The organism is Candidatus Palauibacter australiensis, from assembly GCA_026705295.1.
Taxonomy (GTDB): domain Bacteria; phylum Gemmatimonadota; class Gemmatimonadetes; order Palauibacterales; family Palauibacteraceae; genus Palauibacter; species Palauibacter australiensis.
The window spans coordinates 1-21,323 of sequence record JAPPBA010000188.1 but is presented as its reverse complement, the minus strand read 5'-3'; the positions used below and the strand labels follow the sequence as shown (position 1 = coordinate 21,323).

At 67.9% G+C, this 21,323-nt stretch carries 20 protein-coding genes and 1 rRNA gene; 6 read left to right on the top strand and 15 right to left on the bottom strand.

All coding sequences use genetic code 11. The features are described 5' to 3' along the window. The 11 genes from OXN85_15845 to OXN85_15795 form a co-directional block, all read right to left on the bottom strand. Window positions 1–1,978: ribosomal RNA gene (locus tag OXN85_15845) — 23S ribosomal RNA — on the bottom strand; the annotation flags it as partial. Window positions 1,979–2,153: 175 nt separating this feature from the next. Then, window positions 2,154–2,441: a F0F1 ATP synthase subunit epsilon gene (locus tag OXN85_15840; GenBank protein ID MCY3601440.1), complete on the bottom strand. Its 288-nt coding sequence runs from the start codon at window positions 2,439–2,441 to the stop codon at window positions 2,154–2,156. Further along, window positions 2,438–3,874, bottom strand: coding sequence for a F0F1 ATP synthase subunit beta (gene atpD / locus OXN85_15835; GenBank protein ID MCY3601439.1), 1,437 nt, complete (start codon window positions 3,872–3,874; stop codon window positions 2,438–2,440). The genes OXN85_15840 and atpD overlap by 4 nt, the downstream gene beginning before the upstream one ends. Window positions 3,875–3,934: 60 nt before the next feature. Beyond that, window positions 3,935–4,801 (bottom strand): ATP synthase F1 subunit gamma, encoded by an 867-nt coding sequence (gene atpG, locus OXN85_15830; protein ID MCY3601438.1) that lies wholly within the window; start codon window positions 4,799–4,801, stop codon window positions 3,935–3,937. After that, window positions 4,798–6,411, bottom strand: a complete 1,614-nt coding sequence (gene atpA, locus OXN85_15825) for a F0F1 ATP synthase subunit alpha (GenBank protein ID MCY3601437.1) — start codon at window positions 6,409–6,411, stop codon at window positions 4,798–4,800. Before atpA ends, atpG begins: the two co-directional genes overlap by 4 nt. Before the next feature lie 34 nt (window positions 6,412–6,445). After that, window positions 6,446–6,979 (bottom strand): ATP synthase F1 subunit delta, encoded by a 534-nt coding sequence (gene atpH / locus OXN85_15820; protein ID MCY3601436.1) that lies wholly within the window; start codon window positions 6,977–6,979, stop codon window positions 6,446–6,448. Between the two features lie 16 nt (window positions 6,980–6,995). After that, window positions 6,996–7,547, bottom strand: coding sequence for a F0F1 ATP synthase subunit B (atpF, locus tag OXN85_15815; protein MCY3601435.1), 552 nt, complete (start codon window positions 7,545–7,547; stop codon window positions 6,996–6,998). Next, window positions 7,547–7,780, bottom strand: coding sequence for an ATP synthase F0 subunit C (locus tag OXN85_15810; GenBank protein ID MCY3601434.1), 234 nt, complete (start codon window positions 7,778–7,780; stop codon window positions 7,547–7,549). Before OXN85_15810 ends, atpF begins: the two co-directional genes overlap by 1 nt. A 128-nt stretch (window positions 7,781–7,908) precedes the next feature. Continuing rightward, complete coding sequence (atpB, locus tag OXN85_15805) at window positions 7,909–8,898, bottom strand: F0F1 ATP synthase subunit A (protein MCY3601433.1); 990 nt, start codon at window positions 8,896–8,898, stop codon at window positions 7,909–7,911. Beyond that, window positions 8,888–9,307, bottom strand: coding sequence for a hypothetical protein (locus OXN85_15800; GenBank protein MCY3601432.1), 420 nt, complete (start codon window positions 9,305–9,307; stop codon window positions 8,888–8,890). Before OXN85_15800 ends, atpB begins: the two co-directional genes overlap by 11 nt. Beyond that, window positions 9,304–9,618: an AtpZ/AtpI family protein gene (locus OXN85_15795; protein ID MCY3601431.1), complete on the bottom strand. Its 315-nt coding sequence runs from the start codon at window positions 9,616–9,618 to the stop codon at window positions 9,304–9,306. The genes OXN85_15800 and OXN85_15795 overlap by 4 nt, the downstream gene beginning before the upstream one ends. A gap of 233 nt (window positions 9,619–9,851) precedes the next feature. Between OXN85_15795 and OXN85_15790 the strand changes: the two genes are divergently transcribed. Continuing rightward, the gene (locus OXN85_15790) at window positions 9,852–10,862 is read left to right on the top strand and encodes a MoxR family ATPase (protein ID MCY3601430.1); all 1,011 of its coding nucleotides are present in this window, start codon (window positions 9,852–9,854) and stop codon (window positions 10,860–10,862) included. 80 nt (window positions 10,863–10,942) lie between these two features. Further along, entirely contained in the window at window positions 10,943–12,166 is a 1,224-nt protein-coding gene (locus OXN85_15785; GenBank protein MCY3601429.1) for a hemolysin family protein, read from the top strand. Here OXN85_15785 and OXN85_15780 read toward each other — a convergent pair. Continuing rightward, window positions 12,163–12,969, bottom strand: a complete 807-nt coding sequence (locus OXN85_15780) for a prepilin peptidase (GenBank protein MCY3601428.1) — start codon at window positions 12,967–12,969, stop codon at window positions 12,163–12,165. The two genes, OXN85_15785 and OXN85_15780, sit on opposite strands and share 4 nt — an antisense overlap. Further along, window positions 12,962–13,732, bottom strand: coding sequence for an RNA methyltransferase (locus OXN85_15775; protein ID MCY3601427.1), 771 nt, complete (start codon window positions 13,730–13,732; stop codon window positions 12,962–12,964). Before OXN85_15775 ends, OXN85_15780 begins: the two co-directional genes overlap by 8 nt. 95 nt (window positions 13,733–13,827) lie before the next feature. Here OXN85_15775 and thiD point away from each other — a divergent pair, with 95 nt between their 5' ends. Then, complete coding sequence (gene thiD / locus OXN85_15770; protein ID MCY3601426.1) at window positions 13,828–14,646, top strand: bifunctional hydroxymethylpyrimidine kinase/phosphomethylpyrimidine kinase; 819 nt, start codon at window positions 13,828–13,830, stop codon at window positions 14,644–14,646. Window positions 14,647–14,669: 23 nt separating this feature from the next. Here the strand turns inward: thiD and OXN85_15765 are convergent, their stop codons facing one another. Both OXN85_15765 and deoC read right to left on the bottom strand, forming a co-directional pair. Then, window positions 14,670–17,087, bottom strand: a complete 2,418-nt coding sequence (locus tag OXN85_15765) for an aldehyde dehydrogenase family protein (GenBank protein ID MCY3601425.1) — start codon at window positions 17,085–17,087, stop codon at window positions 14,670–14,672. Between the two features lie 33 nt (window positions 17,088–17,120). Continuing rightward, a complete protein-coding gene (gene deoC, locus OXN85_15760; protein MCY3601424.1) occupies window positions 17,121–18,071 on the bottom strand; it encodes a deoxyribose-phosphate aldolase in 951 nt (316 codons plus the stop codon). Window positions 18,072–18,294: 223 nt separating this feature from the next. Here deoC and OXN85_15755 point away from each other — a divergent pair, with 223 nt between their 5' ends. The 3 genes from OXN85_15755 (at window position 18,295) to katG (ending at window position 21,114) form a co-directional block, all read left to right on the top strand. After that, the gene (locus OXN85_15755) at window positions 18,295–18,573 is read left to right on the top strand and encodes a type II toxin-antitoxin system RelE/ParE family toxin (GenBank protein ID MCY3601423.1); all 279 of its coding nucleotides are present in this window, start codon (window positions 18,295–18,297) and stop codon (window positions 18,571–18,573) included. Window positions 18,574–18,589: 16 nt separating this feature from the next. After that, window positions 18,590–18,883, top strand: a complete 294-nt coding sequence (locus OXN85_15750) for a HigA family addiction module antitoxin (protein MCY3601422.1) — start codon at window positions 18,590–18,592, stop codon at window positions 18,881–18,883. A gap of 107 nt (window positions 18,884–18,990) precedes the next feature. Further along, window positions 18,991–21,114, top strand: a complete 2,124-nt coding sequence (gene katG / locus OXN85_15745) for a catalase/peroxidase HPI (protein ID MCY3601421.1) — start codon at window positions 18,991–18,993, stop codon at window positions 21,112–21,114. The last annotated feature ends 209 nt before the right edge of the window (window positions 21,115–21,323 follow it).

The following is a 21,323-nucleotide window of genomic DNA, read 5'->3' as shown; positions in this document are numbered from 1 at the left end:
ATTTAACCTTCCGGCACCGGGCAGGCGTCAGTGCCTATACGTCGTCTTGACGACTTTGCAGACACCTGTGTTTTTACTAAACAGTCGCTTGGGCCGATTCTCTGCGGCCGGTTTCGGCTCTCCTGCGCGAAGCAAGGTCACCTACTGCCGGCTCCCCTTCTCCCGAAGTTACGGGGACATTTTGCCGAGTTCCTTAACCAAGACTCACTCGAGCGCCTGAGGCTACTCGCCTCGCCCACCTGTGTCGGTTTGCGGTACGGTCACACGTACTCCTCGTCCACGAAGCTTTTCTTGGCAGTACGATTACGGTCCCTTAGCGAAGTCCGAAGACTTCTTCGGCATCGGATCTCGGCTTCACCGGGCGGATTTGCCTACCCGGAAACGCCTACCTCCTTACATCGTTCATGTCCATGGAAACGACGGACCTTTCACCTCTGCGTCCCTCCGCAGACTCAAGCGCAGTATCGTGTGGTACGGGAATGTTGACCCGTTTTCCATCGGCTACGCCTTTCGGCCTCACCTTAGGGGCCGACTAACCCTGAGCTGATTGGCATGGCTCAGGAAACCTTGGGCTTACGGCGACAAGGGTTCTCACCTTGTTTCTCGCGTACTCATTCCGGCATTCTCACTTGCCTGCGCTCCACGGGTAGCCTTCCGGCCCCGCTTCACGGCTCAGGCAACGCTCCCCTACCCCGCGCGCATATGCGCGCAGCCTTAGCTTCGGTGGCTAACTTCAGTCCCGACCATTATCGGCGCAGATCCGCTTGACTGGTGAGCTATTACGCACTCTTTCAAGGATGGCTGCTTCTAAGCCAACCTCCCAGTTGTCTCCGCAAATCCACCACCTTTGTCACTTAGCTAGCACTTGGGGACCTTAGCTGAAGGTCTGGGCTCTTTCCCTCTCGCGCACGAACATTATCGCACGTGCACTTCCTCCCTGAGACCAACTAACGGGCATTCGGAGTTTAGTAGGGGTTGGTACCCGGTTTAGGGCCCTAGCCCTTCCAGTGCTCTACCTCCCGCAGTCTACACTCAGAGGCGATACCTAAATATCTTTCGGGGAGAACCAGCTATCTCCAGGTTTGATTGGCCTTTCACCCCTATCCACAGCTCATCCGAGCAGTTTTCAACCCACAACGGTTCGGTCCTCCACGAAGCATTACCCTCGCTTCAACCTGGCCATGGATAGATCACTCTGGTTTCGGGTCTGTCCCCAGCAACTCTACGCCCAGTTAAGACTCGCTTTCGCTTCGGCTCCGCCGCTGAACGGCTTAACCTTGCTACTGAGGAACAACTCGCCGGATCATAATGCAAAAGGCACGCGGTCACCCGACGTCTCTCACGAAGAGAGGGTCGAGCTCCCACCGCTTGTAGGCACACGGTTTCAGGATCTGTTTCACCCGCCTCCCGGCGTACTTTTCATCTTTCCCTCACGGTACTCGTTCGCTATCGGTCACGGACGTGTATTTAGCCTTGGCAGGTGGTCCTGCCGGGTTCAATCGGGATTTCACGTGTCCCGACCTACTCAGGAATGATCCAGAGATCGCGACGTCGGCTTCGCCTACGGGGCTGTCACCCTCTATGGCTTGGCTTTCCAGACGGATTCGACTCACCGTCGCGCGACGCTCCGAGAGCCGGCAGACTCTCACGAACCACCCTGCTACCCCATGGAAGCAACGGCTGCCGCCTTGACACCTCCATGGTTTGGGCTCTTCCCCGTTCGCTCGCCGCTACTGAGGGAATCACGGTTGTTTTCTCTTCCTCGAGGTACTTAGATGTTTCAGTTCCCTCGGTTCGCTTCCCAACGCCTATGTATTCAGCGAAGGGATGACCGGGCATCACCCCGGCCGGGTTTCCCCATTCGGAAATCCAGGGATTAACGCTCGCTTGCAGCTACCCCTGGCTTATCGCAGCTTGCCACGTCCTTCATCGCCAGTCCGTGCCTAGACATCCACCCTGTGCCCTTGATCGCTTGATCCATCTTCGTTGACGGCATCAAGCACCTCAGACGCACTCGGCGCCCAGCACTCTCACTCGCTACCAAATTGTCAAAAAAGCGGACCCGCAAGACGCCCAAGGCGCTCGCGGGGAAGACGGGTAAAATAGGGTTGGTTCGGAGGAGCGTCAAGCGCGCCTCCGAGACCCCTCAAGGATCAGCGTTCCGCCGCCGGCTCCACCTCTTCGGCGAGGACGGCGACCGTGTTGTCCAGGACCTGCAGGAAGCCCCGGGCGACGCGGAAACGGCGCGGACCCTGGTCGGTACGGATGTGCAGCAGGCCCTCGCCCAGCAGGACCACCATCGGGGCGTGGCCGTACAGAATTCCCAGTTCGCCGTCGTGCGCGGGGGCGATGACCGATGTCGCGGCGCCGGAGAAGGCGGCGGCCGACGGCGAGATCACCGTGACGCGCAGTTGCCGGTCGGCGGACACCGTCGTCGTCATGCGGCCTCCGCCTCCAGCTTCTTCGCCTGCTCGATCGCCTCGTCGATGCCGCCGACCATGTAGAACGCCTGTTCCGGCAGGTGATCGAACTCACCCTCGACGACGCGCTCGAACGACTCGATCGTCGTCTCCAGCGGCACGTAGCGGCCGGGGATGCCGGTGAACTGCTCGGCCACGTGGAAGGGCTGCGACAGGAACTTCTGGATCCGCCGGGCCCGGTTCACGATGACCTTGTCCTCCTCGGAGAGTTCATCCATCCCGAGGATCGCGATGATGTCCTGCAGGTCCTTGTAGCGCTGCAGCGTGCGCTGCACCGCGGTCGCCACGCGGTAATGCCGCTCGCCCAGGAACTGCTCGCTGAGGATGCGGCTGCTGGAGTCGAGCGGGTCTACGGCCGGATAGATGCCGAGCTCGGCGATCTGGCGCGAGAGGACGGTCTGGGAATCGAGGTGCGTGAAGGCCGCGGCCGGCGCCGGGTCCGTGAGGTCGTCCGCCGGCACGTAAATCGCCTGCACCGAGGTGATCGAACCCCGCGTGGTCGACGTGATGCGCTCCTGGAGGTTGCCCATTTCCGTGGCGAGCGTCGGCTGGTAGCCCACCGCGCTCGGCATGCGGCCGAGGAGCGCGGACACCTCGGACCCGGCCTGGCTGAAGCGGAAGATGTTGTCGATGAAGAGGAGGACGTCGAGCCCCTCCACCTCACGGAAGTACTCGGCCACGGTGAGGCCGGTGAGCCCCACGCGCAGGCGCGCGCCCGGCGGCTCGTTCATCTGTCCGTAGATGAGCGCCGTCGAGTCGATGACGCCCGACTCCTTCATCTCGAGCCAGAGGTCGTTCCCCTCCCGGGTGCGCTCGCCCACGCCGCAGAAGACGGAGCGGCCGCCGTGCTCCTGCGCGATGTTGTTGATGAGCTCCATGATGATGACGGTCTTGCCGACGCCGGCCCCGCCGAAGAGTCCCGTCTTGCCGCCCTTCACGTAGGGGGCGATGAGATCCACGACCTTGATCCCGGTGACGAAGATCTCCGTCTTCGGCTCGAGGTTCTGGAGCGTGGGCGACTTGCGGTGGATCGGCCAGCGCTCCGTCGCCTCGACCGGACCCATCTCGTCCACGGGCTCGCCGAGGACGTTGAGGATGCGGCCCAGCGACGCCTCGCCGACGGGCGCCGAGATGGGGTGTCCGGTGTCCACGACTTCCATCCCGCGCGTCACGCCGTCCGTCGCGTCCATCGCGACGGCGCGCACCTGGTTGCGGCCGATGTGCTGCGCCACCTCGCACACGAGATCGTGCACGGTCCCGTCATCGTCCTCCCAGGACAGGGAGAGCGCGTTGTAGATCTCCGGCAGATGCTCGGGTTCGAACTCCGCATCGATCGTGGGTCCGATGACCTGCACGACCTTGCCTGTGCCTCGTTCGGTGGATCCTTCAGACATATGTCAGCCTCGTGGCTATCGGTTCCCGGGGGCGCCGCTGCCCCTCACGCTGTTCGTCCGCTATCCGTCCAACGCGTCCGCGCCGCCGATGATCTCGGCGATCTGATTCGTGATCTCGGCCTGGCGGGCGCGGTTGTACGTCCGCCGCAGGTTGTCGAGGAAATCGTTGGCGTTGTCCGTCGCCGACTTCATCGCCGTCCGGCGGGCCGCCTGCTCCGCCGCCGCCGTCTCCAGGAGCGCGCTGTACGTCGAGTTCGTCACGTAGAGCGGCAGAAGATGGTCGAGGATGCCTTCCTCCGACGGGTCCAGGATATAGAAGGGCTGCGGGCCCTTGCGCGCTTCGCCCACGCCGACCGGGAGCACCTGCCGGACCGCGGGGGGCGTGCTCACCATGTTCCGGAACTCCGCGAAGACGAGCCGCACCGCGTCGAGTTCGCCGGCCACGAAGCGCGCCGCAAGATCGTCGATCAGACTCCGCGCATCGTCCACCGCGGGAGGATCCCCCAGGTCGTTGCGAGTGAGCGTCATCGCGACGCCGCGGAAGCGGAAATAGGAGATCCCCTTGTTCCCGTAGACGTGGAACTCCACCTCCGCTCCCGCCTCCTCCAGCTCGCGGAGTTGCGCCTGAGCGGTGCGGATGAGATTCGCGTTGAAAGCGCCGCACAGCCCGCGATTGCTCGTCACGAGCACCACCGCGGCGCGTTCGATGCGGGCGGGCTGGCGCAGCAGCGGCTGCGACTCGGCAAGATCCGGGGTGGCGAGCCGGGCGATCATGTCCATCAGTTCGGCCGAGTAGGGGCGTGCGCGGATCACCCGCCCCTGCGCCTGCGCGAGCTTGGCGGTCGCGACCATCTCCATGGTGCGGGTGATCTTCTTCGTGCTGTCGACGGACTTCATCCGCCGATAGATGTCCCTCGACTTGCTCATGCCGCGGCGTCCGAAGCGTCCTCTCGGGAGGCGCCGTCGTGGACGAAGGTGTCCGAGTAGGACTCGATCGCCCCGCGGAGCGCCGCCTCGGTCTCGTCGGACATCACCCTCTCGTCACGGATCGCCTCGCCGACTTCCGGATGGTTCGTGCCCATGTACTCGAGGAATCCGACCTCCCAGCCGCGGATGCGCGACACATCGAGATCGTCCAGGAAACCCTGCGTGGCCGCGAAGATCACCATCACCTGCTCCTCGACCGGCATCGGCTCGTACTGGCCCTGCTTCAGGATCTCGACGGTGCGCCGGCCGCGGTCCAGCTGCCGCTGCGTCGCGGCGTCCAGCTCCGTGCCGAACTGCGCGAAGGCTTCGATCTCGCGGAACTGCGCCAGGTCCAGCCGGAGGCGTCCGGCGACCTTCTTCATCGCCTTGATCTGCGCGTTTCCGCCCACGCGCGAGACCGAGATCCCCACGTTCACCGCCGGGCGCACGCCCGAGTAGAAGAGGTCGGTTTCGAGGAAAATCTGGCCGTCGGTGATCGAGATCACGTTCGTCGGGATGTAGGCGGACACGTCGCCGGCCGCCGTCTGGATGATCGGGAGCGCGGTCAGCGAACCGCCGGGTTTCCTGATGTCCGGGTGGCCGGCGATCGCTTCCGGATCGTTGCTGATCTTGGCCGCCCGCTCGAGCAGGCGGCTGTGCAGATAGAAGACGTCGCCCGGATACGCCTCGCGCCCCGGCGGACGCCGCAGGATGAGCGACGCCTCGCGGTAGGCATCCGCCTGCTTCGTGAGGTCGTCGTAGATGACGAGGACGGCCTTTCCTTCCTCGTACATGAAGTACTCGCCGATCGCGCACGCGGCGTAGGGGGCCATGAACTGCATCGGGGCGGGCTCCGACGCGTTCGCGGCCACGACGACGGTGTAGTCGAGCGCGCCCTCGTCGCGGAGCCGTTCGACCAGGCCGGCGACCGTCGAGCCCTTCTGTCCGATGGCGCAGTAGACGCAGACGACGTCCTCCCCCTTCTGGTTGATGATCGCGTCGATCGCCACGGCCGTCTTTCCGGTGCCGCGGTCCCCGATGATCAGTTCCCGCTGGCCGCGGCCGATCGGAATCATGGAGTCGATCGCCTTGAGGCCCGTCTGGAGCGGCTCGTTCACGGGCTGGCGGTACACGATGCCGGGCGCCTTCCGGTCGACCTTCATGTAGGTCACGGTCTCGATCGGCCCGCGGCCATCGCGCGGCTGCCCCAGCGTATCCACGACGCGGCCGAGAATCTCCGGACCGACGGGCACGGAGAGGACGCGGCCGGTGCGGCGCACCGGATCTCCCTCCTTGAGGGCCAGGTAATCGCCGAGGATCACGGCGCCGATGTTATCTTCCTCGAGGTTCGAGGCGAGACCGATCACGGAGACCCCGGTGTCGCGGGAGGTGATCTCGAGCATCTCGTTGGCGACGCACGTCGAGAGACCCCAGATGCGGGCCACGCCGTCCTTCACCTCGAGGACCTCGCCCACCTCCTCGACCCGGAGTTCCTCCTCGTAGCGGTCGATCTGCTCGAGCAGGGCCTTCTTGATCTCGCTCGCTCGAAGGGAGCTGTCGAAACCTGTCATCGTCTTCTCTTCTCTATGGTTCGTTACGGGCGGATCAGTACAGTTCGCGCCGCATCTGCTCGAGTTGCCGCCGCAGCGAGGCGTCCAGCAACTCGTCGCCGACGCGGATGATCACGCCGCCCAGAATCTTCGGGTCCTCGTGAAACTCGGGTACGACTTCCCGTTCGAAGCGCCGCTCCAGCGCCGAAACGACCTCGTTCCGGACGCGGTCATCCGCCTCGAAGGGCAGCGTCACGGTAGCGCGGACCCGTCCCGCCTTCTCGTCCAGAAGATCGCGGTAGGCGCGAGCGATCCCCGGGAGGGCCCGCTGCCGGTGGCGATCCAGGATGACGAACAGGAAGCGGATGAAGAGTTCCGGCGTCCTCCCGGAGAGGGCCGCCTGGATCGTCTCCTTCTTCTCGAACAGGGACACCGCAGGCACTTCCAGGAAACGCTGGAAGTCCGGGACGTTCGCGTACAGGTCGCCGATCTCCTCGATCAGCCGCCCGTACTCCGTCTCGCTCCCATCCCGCGCCGCGAGCTCGAACAGCGTCGCCGCGTAGTTGCGGGCCACCGCCGACGCGCTCATGAATCCGTGACCGACACTAGACGTCCGACACGAACTCGTGAACGAGACGCCGGTTCTCCTCGGCGTCCAGCCGCGCCCGGATCAGCCGTTCGGAGGCCGCCAGCGCGAGATCCACGGCATCCCGCCGGACCTCCTCGCGCAGCAGCTCCCGCTCGTGACCGATTTCGCGGCGCGCGTCCTCGAGCATCTGCGCCTGCTGCGCCCGCGCCTCCTCCAGCATCTCCTTGCGGAGGCCGTCGGCGTGCTGCCGGGCGTTCTCCAGCATCTCGCGAGCCTCGCCGCGGGCCGCTTCGAGCGCGGCCTCCTGCTGCGAGAGCAGCCCCTTCGCCTCATCGCGGGCGGAGAGGGCATCGTCGATCGCGCCCTGGATCTTCGCGTGCCTCTGCTCGAGTCCGCCCGCGATGAGCGGGAAGACCCATTTCGCCAGGACGAGGAGCGTGACCACGAACAGGATCCAGGTCCACACCACGAGCCCCAGGTTGAGCGAGAAGATCCCCGTCTCCGCCTGCGCGGCCAGCTTCGCCGGCGCCGCGAAGGCCCAGAGCGCTCCGAGACCGGCGAGACGCATCAGAGGCCGCCGCGAATGAAGCCGGCGATCACGAGTCCGAACAGCGCCACACCCTCGATGAACACGGCGAGCACGATCGCGCCGGTCTGGATGGTCTGGGCCTCCTCGGGCTGGCGGGCCATCGCTTCCGTCATGCGCCCGCCGATGAGACCGATTCCGATACCGGCTCCGAGCACGGAGAGCCCGCCCCCGACGATGGCGAGACCGACCGCGAGGCCGTCTCCCGTCGACATGCCCTGTAGCAGCGTCAACATGTTCAGCATCGTTTGCTCCAGTTTCCTTTCCTGTCGGGGGTTCGAACGACACCCCCCGTTCCGTCCGCGCCTCCCCGGCGCGGAAGTTGCCCGCGGACCCGTCCGGGTCAGTGCGCGTGGCGAATCAACCCGATGAACACCGAGACCAGCATCGCGAAGATGTACGCCTGAAGGAGCGCGATGAAGATCTCCAGCATCATCACGAACAGCGCGAGGCCCATGGACCCCAGAATGGTCACGGCGCCGACCGTCGTTCCGAACAATCCCTGACCGACCATCGAGCCGTAGGTGAGGATGAGACCCATGAAGGCGAGGATGACGAAGTGTCCCGCCGTCATGTTCGCGAAGAGCCGGATCGCGAGCGCCATGATCTTCGAGAACTTCGCGATCAGTTCGACCGGGGCCATGATGAGCAGCGTGACCGGCTTCAGCGGCCCGGGCAGCCCGGGCGGGAGGAAGAACACGGTCTTCGCGTAGCCCAGCGGGCCGAGGGCGATGAACCCGGCGGTCTCGATCACGACGAGCGCGATGATCGCGAGCGCGGCCGTGACCATGATGTTCCCCGTCGCCGTCGCGCCGAAGGGGATGAGGCCGAGCAGGTTCGCGTAGAGGATGAAGAAGAAGAAGGTGATGACGAGGGGGACGAACCTCTCTCCCCCACGGCCGATGTTGGCCATCACGATGTCATCTCTCAGGTACAGGTAGAAGGCTTCGATCCCGTTGAGGATCCCTCTCGGCGCCTTCTCGCCCTTCTCCAGCCGCTCGGTCGAGCGCGCGGCGATGAACATCGTCACGATCGTGAGGATGGCCGCGAACATCAGGAACAGCACGTGCTTCGTGATCGACAGGTCGATCTCGAGGCCGCCGATATTGAAGGCCGGCAACTGCGGGAGAGGGATCTCGCCGAAGGGTCCGAACTCCCAGATGTTCGAGTCGACGACGTGGTGCATCATGACTTCGGTGCCCCACTCCTCGGCGTGCCCGTCCGCCGCGTGGGCGTCGCCGTGGTGTTCCTGGGCAGCCACGGCCGCGGGGGCGGCGTGCTCCTGCACCCGCTCCGTCAGACTCCGCAGAGAGGCCATCGATCTATCGAGCACCCGGTTCATCCGGTCGTGCGTTCCGTGTCGAGTTGGTCTTCCTGGACTTCGCGCGCGCGAGCGCGAGCCACAGCCACAAGGCTTCCGTCCACAACAGCACCAGCATGGCGAGTCCGTACGCGATGGGCAGGTCGGGCGTCGCCGATCCCGTCCACGCGAGTCCGCCCGTCACGACCAGCCCTCCCATGCGCAGGCCGATCCCGGCCAGCCAGGGCCGGGTCGCGCTCCGCCCCGCCAGGAGCGCCCGGTTCAGCGGCCAGACCGCGACCACCTGAATCAGCCAGGCCGCCCCGATCCCCCACGTGCGCTCGCCATCTCCCAGCCACGCGGCCGCCACCGCCGCCAGCCCCAATGTGGCCAACGCATAGGTCCGCGGGCGCCGCGTCCAGCCGGTGGGAACACCGTTCACTTCCTGCGGTCCGTCTCCCCGTCGGTCTCGTCGGTCGCCGAGCGTTCGCGCTGCGCCGCCAGCCTGCCGAACATGCTGTAGCAACCTCCCGCGAACCCCGCGAACACGCCGACGAGTACGAAGAGAGGCGCAGTCCCGAGACGATCGTCGAGCCAGTTGCCGCCAACGGCGAGGAGCGCAATCGCCAACCCCATCGCGATGCCGAGGCTCGCGAATTCCGAGCCCGCCGCCTTCGCGTACCGGCGGCCGATGCTCCCCTGTGGTTTCTCGGGTTCCGGCCGGTTCGCCGAACCGGGAGGCGGCTGGCGCATGCGGATACATCTCCGTCGTCAGAGCCCTACGCCGACCGCTTGTGAAAAATTTCCCAAGCCCAATCTGTCCGCTTGTGAAAAATTTCGCAATGCCGGTTTCGCTTGACGCTGGGCAGAGAAGGCCTAGGTTGCTGCCACCATATTGAAGGCCTCTGGTCAACTCCGAAATGGCCTCGCCGACGCCCGGGTCTCGCCGTCCCGCGTCCCCCCTCACTCCTGGAGCCGATTGAGTCTTGGAAGCCGGTCGAAAGGTCGAAACGGATGACGTTCGGCTGCTCGGGGAGTTGGGTCACGCCCGGCGCCGGATCGAGGAGGAAGTCGGGAAGCGGATCATTGGGCAGCGGGAGATCGTCGAGAAGCTCCTCATCACGCTGCTCGCCGACGGACACGCGCTGCTGGTGGGGGTCCCCGGTCTGGCCAAGACGCTACTCGTCTCGACGCTCGCCGAAGCCCTGCATCTGGAATTCAGCCGGATTCAGTTCACGCCGGACCTGATGCCCTCCGATATCACAGGGACGGAGGTGCTTCAGGACGACCAGCGCACCGGGGAGCGCCGTTTCGCCTTCGTCCGGGGGCCGATCTTCGCGGATGTGATCCTGGCGGACGAGATCAACCGGACGCCGCCGAAGACGCAGGCCGCCCTGCTGCAGGCGATGCAGGAGGGCGAGGTCACGGTCGGCAGCGAAACGTTCCCGCTGGGCCGTCCGTTCTTCGTCCTCGCGACGCAGAACCCGATCGAGCAGGAAGGGACGTATCCCCTTCCCGAAGCCCAGCTCGACCGCTTCATGTTCGAGCTTCGGATCGGGTATCCGACGGCCGAGGAGGAGTCGGTCATCGCGGACATGGCGTCGAGCGGGCCGCCCGCCCAGGTCAACCCGGTCGTGACCGCGGGCCAGCTGCTCGACTACCAGGCGCTCGTGCAGAGAGTTCCGGCCTCGGAATCGGTGGTCGGTTACGCGGTGCGGCTGGCGCGGGCGACGCGGCCGCGCGAGGTCTCCTCGCCGGAATTCGTACGCCGCATGGTGAGCTGGGGCGCCGGACCGCGGGCTTCGCAGCACACGGTGCTGGCTGCGAAGGCGCGGGCGGCGCTCGATGGCCGTCCCGCCCCCAATCTCGACGACGTACGGGCGGTGGCGCCCGCCGTGCTCCGGCACCGGGTCGTTCCCGGCTTCGAGGCGGAAGCCGAAGGCAAGACCGCGGACGACATCGTCGCGGAGTTGATCGAACACAGCCGCGGCTGGTAGACGTTGGACGAAACCGACAGTACGCAGCTCCTGCCGACAGTTCGGGCGGGGCCTGAGGCTCCGGCCGGAGTCCCCCGCCCATGACCGGGACCTTCGCGCTGCTCGTCCTCCTCCTCATCTTCTCCGGGTTCTTCTCCGGCGCCGAGATCGCGCTGTTTTCGCTCGGAGAACCCCGGGTCCGGGCACTTGTGCGGGAGAAACGTCCGGGGGGGCGCGCGCTCGAGAGGCTGAAGCGAAACCCCGAGCGGCTGCTCATCATCATCCTGATCGGGAACACCGCCGCCAACATCGGAGCCGCGGCCATCGCCACCCTTACGGCCACCGAACTGGTCGGCTCCGCCGGGGTGGGGCTCGCGGCGGGCGTCATGACCCTCCTCGTCCTCTTTTTCGGGGAGGTGACGCCGAAGAGTTTCGCGGCGCGCAACGCGGATCGGCTGTCGCTGCTGGCCGCCCCGATTCTCGCGGGTCTGGGGCGCCTGCTCCTGCCGGTCGTCCTCCCGCTCGAATGGCTCGTGCGGCGGGTGCTGCCCGACGCTGGCGGCGGGGCGCACGTGAGCGAGGGGGAGATCCGCGCCATGGTTCGCCTCGGGCACCAGTCGGGCGACATCGAAACGCACGAGCGCCAGTTCATCGACCGCGTGTTCACGCTGGACCGCCTGCGCGCGCGGGAAATCATGACCCCCCGAGTCGAGATCCTCGCCTGGGAGGACTCGCGCACCCTCGGAGAGATCGCGGACGAACTCGCGGACGTGCGCTTCAGCCGGATCCCCGTGTATGGCGAATCGCTCGATGACGTAACCGGAGTCCTGTACCGCACCGAGGCGTACCGGGCGCTGCTCGGAGGCCGGCGCGACCTCCCGCTCTCAAGCGTCGCCCGCGAACCGTACTTCGTGCCTGACACGATCACCCTCATCGGACTGCTGGAGCAGTTTCGGGCGCGCCGCGTGCACATGGGGCTCGTCGTGGATGAGCACGGCGGGCTCGACGGACTCGTGACGCTCGAGGACGTCCTCGAGGAACTGGTCGGCGACATCGTGGACGAAACCGACCTGCCGACGGAACCCATCATCCGGCTACGACGGGACGAGATCGCCGTGGATGGCGGCGCGGAACTGCGAGAGATCAACGACTTCTTCGGGACCTCGTTCCCGGCGGCCGAGTACCGGTCGTTGAACGGCTTCCTGCTGGGCGAACTGGGCCGGGTGCCCGAGACGGGAGAGGTGGTCGAGCACGGCAATGTGCGGATCAAGGTCGTGGCGACCACCGACACCCAGGTGACGCGCGCCCGAATCCGCCGCCGCTAGCAGGCCGTGGCAAGACCCCGCGCCAGCGCCGAGAGGGGGTCGTCGGCAGCCGCGCGCAGATACGCGTCGAACAGCATGTCCCCGAACAGGAACGAGATGGCGGCGCCCAGCGCGAGGAAGGTGCCGAAGGGCACGGGCTTTCCCGTCCGGAGCGAGACGGGGCCGAAGACGAGGGACCCGGCGAGGGCGCCCAGGAAGGTGGTGAGGAGGGCGCCGCCGGGGCCGAGGAACGCACCGACCATCGCCATCATCTTCACGTCGCCGCCGCCGAGCGCCGGTTTCCGGAACGCCTTCTCGCCCAGCCACCCGACGACGCCGAGGAGCGCGAACCCGAGAAGCGCCCCGGTGACCGCCGCGAGCGGTGGTGTCGACCCGGGGAGGACGGAAAGGGCGAGGCCCGCGGCGCACCCGCCGAGCGAGAGGGCATCGGGGATGATGTAGTGGCGCGCGTCGATGACCGCGATCGCGAGGAGAAGCGTGAACAGGACCGCACCCGTCAGGGCGGCGACGGACGTGCCGTGCAGCCAGGCCATGCCGCCCCAGGCGAGGGCGGTTGCCAGTTCGATCGCGGGGTAGCGCAGGGGGATCCGGCCGCCGCAGTCGCGGCACCGGGCCCGCAGGAAGATCCAGGAAAGGACGGGGAGGTTGTCGCGCCAGCGGATGGTGGCGTGGCACGCCGGGCAGCGGCTGCGCGGGCGGAGGACGCTTTCTCCGGTGGGCATCCGGGTGACGCACACGTTGAGGAAAGAGCCCAGAGCAGCGCCGAACAGGACGGCGGCCCCGACGATCGCGGGCTCAGCCAAGCGGACGCCGGGTCCGCATCCGGTCGAGCAGGATGGCGCCCGCTGACGCCACGTTCAGCGACTCCACGCCGCCGGCGAGCGGCACGGAGACGACGCGGGCGGCGGCGGCGCGGAGAGAGGGGGAGACGCCGTGGGCCTCGCTCCCCAGCGCGAGCGCGACCGGCTCGGGAGGCGGACCCGCGAGCGGCGGAGCATCGGCCGCGGCGACCCAGATCGGGATTCCCCGCCCGGCGAGCCGCTCCACGGCATCCCGGGTGTCCGCTCGGAAGACGGGGCCGCGGAACGACGCGCCCGCCGAGGCCCGCAGCGCCTTCGGCCCCCACGGATCGGCGGTCTCCCCGACGCCCACCACCGCGGTCGCCTCCATCGCGAGCGCGGTGCGCACGAGGTTGCCGACGTTTCCCGGATCCTGCACGCCGTCGAGAAGCACGATCGTGCCATCGCCCACGTCGGCCCAGCCGTACGCCGGCACCTCGCCGATCGCCAGGACGGGTTGCGGCGTGACGGCGTCCGCCAGCGTCCGAACGACCGCTTCGGGCACCGCATCCGTGCGAACGCCCCGTGCCGCCGCCCGAGCGAGCAGCGCCTCCAGCTCCGGCTCGTCCTCCGCCGCGTCGGCGTACAGCACGGCAACCGTGCGGCCCGGCCACTCCAGCATCTCGGCGACGAGTCGCCGCCCCTCGGCCAGGAAACACCCGGTTTCCCGGCGTCCCTTTCCGCGGTGCAGCGACCGCCAGGCCTTGATCTCCGCGCGCGTCGGCATGCCCCTATTTTAAGCTGAGGCTCAACGCGCTGTCATCGCAGCGCACGGAGCGAGAGCGAGCCGGTCAACCTGTGCGGACCTGAGCGGAGTCGAGCGTGAACCCGAAGAAAGCGGCGCGGGCGACGGCCCTCACGATCGCGGGGAGCGATTCGGGGGGCGGCGCCGGCATCCAGGCCGACCTCAAGACCTTTCACGCGTTCGGCGTGTTCGGAACGAGCGCCGTAACCGCCGTGACCGCGCAGAACACCCTCGGCGTCCAGGCGGTGCAGGCGCTCGACCCGTTGCTCGTGCGGCGCCAAATCGAATCGGTGCGGGCGGATCTGCCGCCGGGGGCCGCGAAGACCGGGATGCTCGCCAACGAGGACATCGTGCGGGCCGTCGTCGCGGGGCTGCACGGCTTTAGAGCGCCGCTCGTGGTCGACCCGGTGATGGTGGCGACGAGCGGCGACCGGCTGCTCGACCCGGACGCCGTCGCCGCCATCCTCGAGGAACTCCTGCCTCTCGCCGCCCTCGTCACGCCGAACCTGCCCGAAGCCGAGATCCTCGCGGGACGGACCGTGCGCACCGAGGCCGACATGTCGGCGGCGGCGAGCACGATCCTCGCGCGGGGAGCCGGGGCCGTGCTGGTAAAGGGCGGGCACCTGGACGGCGAGGAAGTCGTGGACCTGTTCGGGGACGGGAGCGGCGAGCGCGTGTGGCGGAGGCCACGCATCCGGACGACGGAGACCCATGGGACCGGCTGCACGCTCTCGGCCGCGATCGCGGCGGGGCTGGCGTCGGGGCTCGCCCTCGAGCCGGCGATCGAACGGGGGCTCGCTTTCACTCACGCCGCCATCACGGCGGCACCCGGTCTCGGCTCCGGCCGCGGTCCCCTGGATCATTGGGCCGATCCCGGAGGCCGATCCCGGGGCTGACACGGGTTTCTTGCTACGAACTGCTATTCCCCGTACGGGACCCAGATGTTCTTGATCTGGGAGGCGTGGCGGAGGAATTCGCGCCCCTCGCCGCCGGAACCGAACCAGTCCCGCCCGGGAGCGGCGTTCGTCCACGTGCGTTTCAGGTTGGAGGCGGAGCGGCGCTCCACGTCGGCGGCCCCTTCGTCCGTCCCGAAGTACCACATCCCGTCCACCGCGTCGTGGCCGGCGAGGGTGGGCCGCAGCTCCTCCTCGAGGCCCGTGAGAATGTTGATGACCCCCGGCGGCACGTCCGAGGCCTCGAGTACCTGGTAGAAGTCGGTGGCGAGGAGCGGCCAGCGCTCCGAAGCGACGGCAACGACCGCGTTCCCGAGCGCGACGCCCGGAATCACGCTGGAGATGAAGCCGAGCAGCGCCGGTTCCGGCGGGCAGACCACCGCCATCACGCCGAGCGGTTCGGGCATGGCGAGGGTCACGTTGCGGAAGGGGGTCCGGTGGACGGCCCCATCCCACTTGTCCGCCCACGCCGCCCAGGTGAACAGGCGCCGGACGGACGCCTCCACCTCGCGCCGCGCCGCGCCCGGATCGCAGCCGGTGAGCGCGCGCAGCCGGTCCTCGAAGGCCGCCCGGCGGGCGTCGAGATTCTCGCCCGCGTAGTACAGGATCTGCGCCCGCAGGTGTGCCGTCGTGCGCGCCCATTCCGTGGCGAGCGCCGCCTCCACGGCGTTGCGCGCATCCTTTCGGTTTCCGCGGGCGACTACCCCCGCTGCGCGGCCCCGGTGATCCAGGACTTCAAGGCTGTACCCGCCGTCCGGCCGGGCCTGCCGGCCGCCGATGTAGAGCTTGGCCGTCCGGTCGATCGCGGGCAGCGGCGCGGGGGCGCGGGCTTTCTCTCCGGCACCTTCCCGCGCGTCGTGGCGCCCGTCGGGTTCCGCCGCCTCCGAGTCTTTCAGGGGGGTCGGCTCCGCGGGGTTGGGGCGCCGGCGGACATACTCCCGGAGCCCTTCCCGGCCGCCTTCGCGGCCGAATCCGCTCTCGCGGTAGCCGCCGAACCCGGACGCGGCGTCGAACACGTTCGTGCAGTTGATCCACACCGTCCCGGCCTTGATCTGCGAGGCGATGTCGAGGGCGAGGTTCACGTTCTCCGTCCAGACGCTCGCCGCGAGGCCGTAGCGCGTGTTGTTGGCGAGCGCGACCGCCTCCGCGGGGGTGCGGAACGTCATCTGAACCACGACGGGGCCGAAGATCTCGACCTGGGCGATCCGCGCGGCCGGCGACACGTCGGTGCACAGGGTCGGCGGGTAGAACCAGCCGTCCCGGGGGACGCTCCAGGAAGGCTGCCAGATCGCAGCGCCCTCCTCGCGGCCCTCCTCGACCAGCGACTCGATCTTCCTCAACTGGACCGGTGCGATGATCGCCCCGATGTCGACGCCCTTGTCGAGCGGAGCCCCCATGCGGAGCGTCTCCATGCGGGCGCGCAGGCGGTCGGCGAGCGCGTCGGCGATCCCTTCGTGGGCGAGGATCCGCGAGCCGGCGCAGCACACCTGGCCCTGGTTGAACCAGATCGCGTCGACCACGCCCTCGACGACGCTGTCGAGGTCCGCGTCGTCGAAGACGAGGAAGGGCGACTTCCCTCCGAGTTCCAGCGAGATCTTCTTGCCGGTCCCCGCCGTCGTCTCGCGGATGATGCGGCCGACCTCCGTCGAGCCGGTGAAGGCGATCTTGTCGACGTCCGGATGTTCGACGATGGCGGCGCCCGTGCGGCCGTCGCCGGTCACGATGTTGACGACGCCCGGTGGCAGGTCGATCTCGCGGCAGAGTTCCGCGAAGCGGAGCGCGGTCAGCGACGTGAACTCGGCGGGCTTGAGGACGACCGTGTTCCCGGTCGCGAGGGCGGGCGCGACCTTCCACGCGAGCATGAGCAGCGGGAAGTTCCAGGGGATGATCTGGCCCGCGACGCCGAGCGGCTCGCAGTCCGCGAGTTCGGTATCCATGAGCTGGGCCCAGCCCGCGTGGTGATAGAAGTGCCGCGCGACGAGCGGAATGTCGATGTCGCGCGATTCGCGGATGGGCTTTCCGTTGTCGAGCGTCTCGAGCGTCGCGAAGAGCCGGGAGTGCTTCTGCAGGTGACGGGCGATCGCGTACAGGTAGCGCGCCCGTCCGTGTCCCCCGAGGTCGCGCCACTCAGCGTGGGCCGCCCGCGCCGCCGCCACCGCGCGGTCCACGTCGCCGGGGCCGCCCTGCGCGATCTCGCCGAGTTGCGCTTCGTTGCTCGGATCGAGGGTCGCGAAGAACTCGCCGTCCGCCGGTTCGCACCACGCGCCGCCGATGTAGTACCCGAAGCGGGGGCCCCGTTCGGCGATCCACGCCCTCGCCTCGTCCGCGACCTCCGGAGCGGGACCGTACTCCATCGTCTCGAACAGTTCCGCGATCTTCGGCATCTCCCTCAACCCCCTCTCAACCTCAACCCACCCTCATCCCAGTGGGTGCCGGTGGTACGCGGAATACCGCCCCGTCGCCCGGTGCTCCAACTGGCGTTCGATGTCCGCGAGCAGCGAACTCGCGCCGAAGCGGAACAGCGACCGGTCGAGCCATGCCCCGCCCAGTTCTTCCTTCACGAGAATGAGCCACTCCAGCGCCTGCTTCGCCTTCCCCACGCCGCCGGCCGGCTTCAGGCCCACGCGGAAGCCGGAGAGTCGCCGGTAGGCGCGGATCGCGCGCGCCATCACGAGTCCGACGGGGAGCGTGGCGTTGACCTTCTCCTTGCCCGTCGAGGTCTTGATGAAGTCGGCTCCGGCCATCATGCAGGTCCAGCTCGCGCGGGCGACGTTGCGCAGGCTCCCGAGTTCCCCCGTGGCCATGATCGTCTTCAGGTGGGCCTCGCCGCACGCCTCGCGAAAGGCGCGGACCTCGTCGTACAGCGCCTCCCAGTCGCCGGTGAGGACGTGGCGGCGGGTGATGACGATGTCGATCTCGCGTGCGCCGGCCTCGACCGCCTCGTGGATCTCCTCGACCCGCTGCGCGAACGGCGTGAGCCCGGCGGGGAAGCCGGCGGCGACCGCACACACCGGGATGTCGTCACCGGCGAGCGCTTCAACGACGGCCGGAACCATTGTCGGATACACGCAGACGGAGGCCACGCGCAGGCCGAGATCTTCCGCCCCGAGCGCGCGAAGGAGGCCGGGACGCACGGGCTGGCGGGCCTTGGCGGCGAGACGGGCCACCCGCCCCGGAGTGTCGTCGCCGGCGAGCGTCGTGAGGTCGATCATGGTCACGGCGCGGAGGAGCCAGGCGGTCTGCCACTCCTTCTTGATGCTGCGGCGCTTCCCGAGCGTGGCGGCCCGGCGCTCGATCGCGCTGCGGTTCGCGGCCTGCCCCCGAATCAGATCGAGGTCGAGCGGCACCCCCGCGTTGCGCGCGCGCATGGAGACGACACCGGCCTTCGCGTCGGCGCGAACCTGACGGGGAGATGAAGTGGCCCCCCGGGGTGGGAGCCCGCGTCTCGTCGCTCTCGTCATGATTCGTCCACGGGTGCCGATGATCGCTGGAAGATATCCATCGGTAGAATATCGTTCGGACGCCGAGGCCATGCGAATGTACCTCTGGGATGGATTGCCCAGTGTCGCTAGACGCTTTACACTACGGTCGATGATACGGAGCTTCCGGCATCGCGGCCTGAAGCGCTTCTACGAACGTGACGACCGCAGCCTGATCGCCGCTGCTCTGCGCCCCAGGGTGGAGGTGATCCTCGCCCAACTCGATGTCGCCGACTCCCCGGAAGCCATGCGCCTTCCCGGGTATCGGCTACACGCGTTGAAGGGAACGCTGCGAGGCTATTGGTCGGTGACCGTTCGGGCAAACTGGCGCATCATCTTCCGCTTCGAGGGCGGCGATGTTTACGACGTGGAATTGATCGACTACCACTGACGAACGGAGAACCACGATGCCGATGAAGAACCCGCCCCACCCGGGCAAGGTGGTTCGCGTATCCTGCCTCGAACCCCTCGGTCTCACCGTGACGGAGGGCGCGCGAGTGCTCGGCGTGAGTCGGCAGGCGCTTTCGAACCTCGTCAACGGTCGCGCGCGCATCTCGACAGACATGGCGGTGCGGCTCGCGAAGGCCTTCGGCTCCACGACGGGGACCTGGATTCGACTGCAGGCCGCCTTCGACGTGGCTCGGGCACGGGCACGGGAGGACCAGATCGATGTCGAGCGCTACGTTGCGCCGACCGTCTGAGGGGAGGCTCGGCTCTTGCCCGCCGCCGGACGCTGCCTTATTCCGCAGCCTGCGGCCCGCTACCGTGACGAACTACGACCTGACGCTGACCTTTTTGGAGAGATCCCATGACGACGAATGAAACCTGGTGGCCGAATCAGCTGAGCCTGAAGGCTCTTCGGCAGAACTCGCCCGTGTCGGACCCGATGGGCGGGAGCTTCGACTACGCGGAGGCGTTCAAGAACGTCGATGTCGAGGAGCTGAAGCGGGACATCGAGGAGGTGATGACGACCTCCCAGGAATGGTGGCCGGCCGACTACGGGCACTACGGGCCGCTCTTCATCCGCATGACGTGGCACGCCGCGGGCACGTACCGCATCACGGACGGCCGCGGCGGTGGCGGCTCCGGCTACCAGCGCTTCGCGCCGCTGAACAGCTGGCCCGACAACGGCAACCTGGACAAGGCGCGGCGGCTGCTGTGGCCCGTGAAGCAGAAGTACGGGCGCAACCTGTCGTGGGCTGACCTCATCATCTTCGCGGGCAACTGCGCGCTGGAGTCGATGGGGTTCCGGACGTTCGGCTTCGCCTTCGGCCGTCCGGACGTGTGGGAGGCCGACGAGACGGACTGGGGATCGGAGACCGAGTGGCTGGGGGACGAACGCCACGACGAGGAGGGGGAACTCCGGGAAGGGCTGGGCGCCGATCACATGGGGCTCATCTACGTGAACCCGGAGGGGCCGGGCGGGAACCCGGACCCCGCCGCGGCGGCGAAGTTCATCCGCACCACCTTCGCCCGCATGGCGATGAACGACGAAGAGACGGTCGCGCTCATCGCCGGCGGCCACACCTTCGGCAAGGCGCATGGCGCCGGCCCCGAGTCCCACGTCGGTACCGAACCGGAGGGCGCCGGCCTCGAGGCGCAGGGCTTCGGCTGGCACAGCAGCCACGGCAGCGGCAAGGCCGGCGACACGATCACGAGTGGCCTGGAGGGCGCCTGGACGACCGAGCCCACGCGGTGGGACAACAACTTCATGGAGAACCTGCACGACCACGAGTGGGAGCTGACGAAGAGCCCCGCAGGCAAGTCGCAGTACACGCCGGTCAACGCGTCCGAGGTGGCCACCGTGCCGGATGCGCACGACCCCTCGAAGAAGCACGCCCCGATGATGCTCACGACGGACCTCTCGCTGCGCGAAGATCCCGTCTACGCCCCGATCTCGAAGCGCTTCCTCGAGAACCCCGCGGACCTCGCGGACGCCTTCGCCAGGGCCTGGTTCAAGCTGCTCCATCGCGACATGGGCCCGCGCAGCCGGTACCTCGGACCGCTCGTCCCGGCCGAGCCGCAGTTGTGGCAGGATCCGGTGCCCGACGTCGACCACGAGCTGATCGATGAGCGGGACGTCGCGGACCTCAAGGCCAGGGTTCTCGCCTCGGGCCTGTCGGTGTCGCGGCTGGTTGCGACGGCGTGGGCGTCGGCGGCCTCGTTCCGCGGCACCGACAAGCGCGGCGGCGCGAACGGCGCCCGCATCCGCCTCGCGCCGCAGAAGGACTGGGAGGCGAACGACCCGGCCGAGTTGGCGGGGGCGCTGCAAGCGCTGGAAGCGATCCAGGCGGAGTTCAACGGCGCACAGACCGGCGACAAGCGGGTCTCCCGCGCCGACCTCATCGTCCTCGCCGGGTGCGCGGGCGTCGAGCAGGCGGCCCGCGATGCCGGGCACGACGTGCAGGTGCCGTTCGCGCCGGGGCGCACGGACGCGTCGAAGGAGTGGACGGACGCGGAATCGTTCGCCGTCCTGGAGCCCGCCGCGGACGGGTTCCGCAACTACGCCAGGGACGGAAACGAAGCGTCCGCGGCCGAGCAGCTCGTGGAGCGGGCCTGCCTGCTCACGCTCACCGCGCCCGAGATGACGGCGCTGGTCGGCGGCATGCGCGCCCTGAACGCGAACGCCGGGGGGTCCGCCCACGGCGTGTTCACGGACCGGCCCGGAACGCTGACGAACGACTTCTTCGTGAACCTGCTCGACATGAGCACGGAGTGGCGGGCGTCCTCCGACGGCGCCTTCGAGGGCCGCGACGCGAGCGGCGACGTCCGGTGGACCGCCACCGAGGCGGACCTCGTGTTCGGCTCGAACTCCGAACTCAGGGCTCTAGCGGAAGTCTACGGGTGCGACGACGGGCAGGAGGCCTTCGTGCGCGACTTCGTCGCCGCCTGGAACAAGGTCATGAACCTCGACCGCTACGACCTCACCTGACTGCAGTCTAGCTGGCGTGAGTGCGCTACGGCACGAGGTCGTAGCGCACTCACGTACGGGATGTCAAGCGCCTCAACCCGACTTCTCTGCGCGCACGCTGAGCTTTGCGACGCGCCACGGCGGGAAACTGCTGTTCTGGAGAAGATAGAGATGCCTGCCGCCCCCCAGGACCCGCGAGTCCTCCGGCAACGGCACCTCCTCGTACAGCT

Bases quoted from the DNA above. Each gene is read 5' to 3' on its own strand.
- OXN85_15840 (MCY3601440.1), bottom strand. From the start codon at position 2,441: ATGACGACGACGGTGTCCGCCGACCGGCAACTGCGCGTCACGGTGATC.
- atpD (MCY3601439.1), bottom strand. From the start codon at position 3,874: ATGTCTGAAGGATCCACCGAACGAGGCACAGGCAAGGTCGTGCAGGTC.
- atpG (MCY3601438.1), bottom strand. From the start codon at position 4,801: ATGAGCAAGTCGAGGGACATCTATCGGCGGATGAAGTCCGTCGACAGC.
- atpA (MCY3601437.1), bottom strand. From the start codon at position 6,411: ATGACAGGTTTCGACAGCTCCCTTCGAGCGAGCGAGATCAAGAAGGCC.
- atpH (MCY3601436.1), bottom strand. From the start codon at position 6,979: ATGAGCGCGTCGGCGGTGGCCCGCAACTACGCGGCGACGCTGTTCGAG.
- atpF (MCY3601435.1), bottom strand. From the start codon at position 7,547: ATGCGTCTCGCCGGTCTCGGAGCGCTCTGGGCCTTCGCGGCGCCGGCG.
- OXN85_15810 (MCY3601434.1), bottom strand. From the start codon at position 7,780: ATGTCGACGGGAGACGGCCTCGCGGTCGGTCTCGCCATCGTCGGGGGC.
- OXN85_15795 (MCY3601431.1), bottom strand. From the start codon at position 9,618: ATGCGCCAGCCGCCTCCCGGTTCGGCGAACCGGCCGGAACCCGAGAAA.
- OXN85_15785 (MCY3601429.1), top strand. From the start codon at position 10,943: ATGACCGGGACCTTCGCGCTGCTCGTCCTCCTCCTCATCTTCTCCGGG.
- OXN85_15775 (MCY3601427.1), bottom strand. From the start codon at position 13,732: ATGCCGACGCGCGCGGAGATCAAGGCCTGGCGGTCGCTGCACCGCGGA.
- OXN85_15765 (MCY3601425.1), bottom strand. From the start codon at position 17,087: ATGCCGAAGATCGCGGAACTGTTCGAGACGATGGAGTACGGTCCCGCT.
- deoC (MCY3601424.1), bottom strand. From the start codon at position 18,071: ATGCGCGCGCGCAACGCGGGGGTGCCGCTCGACCTCGATCTGATTCGG.
- OXN85_15755 (MCY3601423.1), top strand. From the start codon at position 18,295: ATGATACGGAGCTTCCGGCATCGCGGCCTGAAGCGCTTCTACGAACGT.
- OXN85_15750 (MCY3601422.1), top strand. From the start codon at position 18,590: ATGCCGATGAAGAACCCGCCCCACCCGGGCAAGGTGGTTCGCGTATCC.
- katG (MCY3601421.1), top strand. From the start codon at position 18,991: ATGACGACGAATGAAACCTGGTGGCCGAATCAGCTGAGCCTGAAGGCT.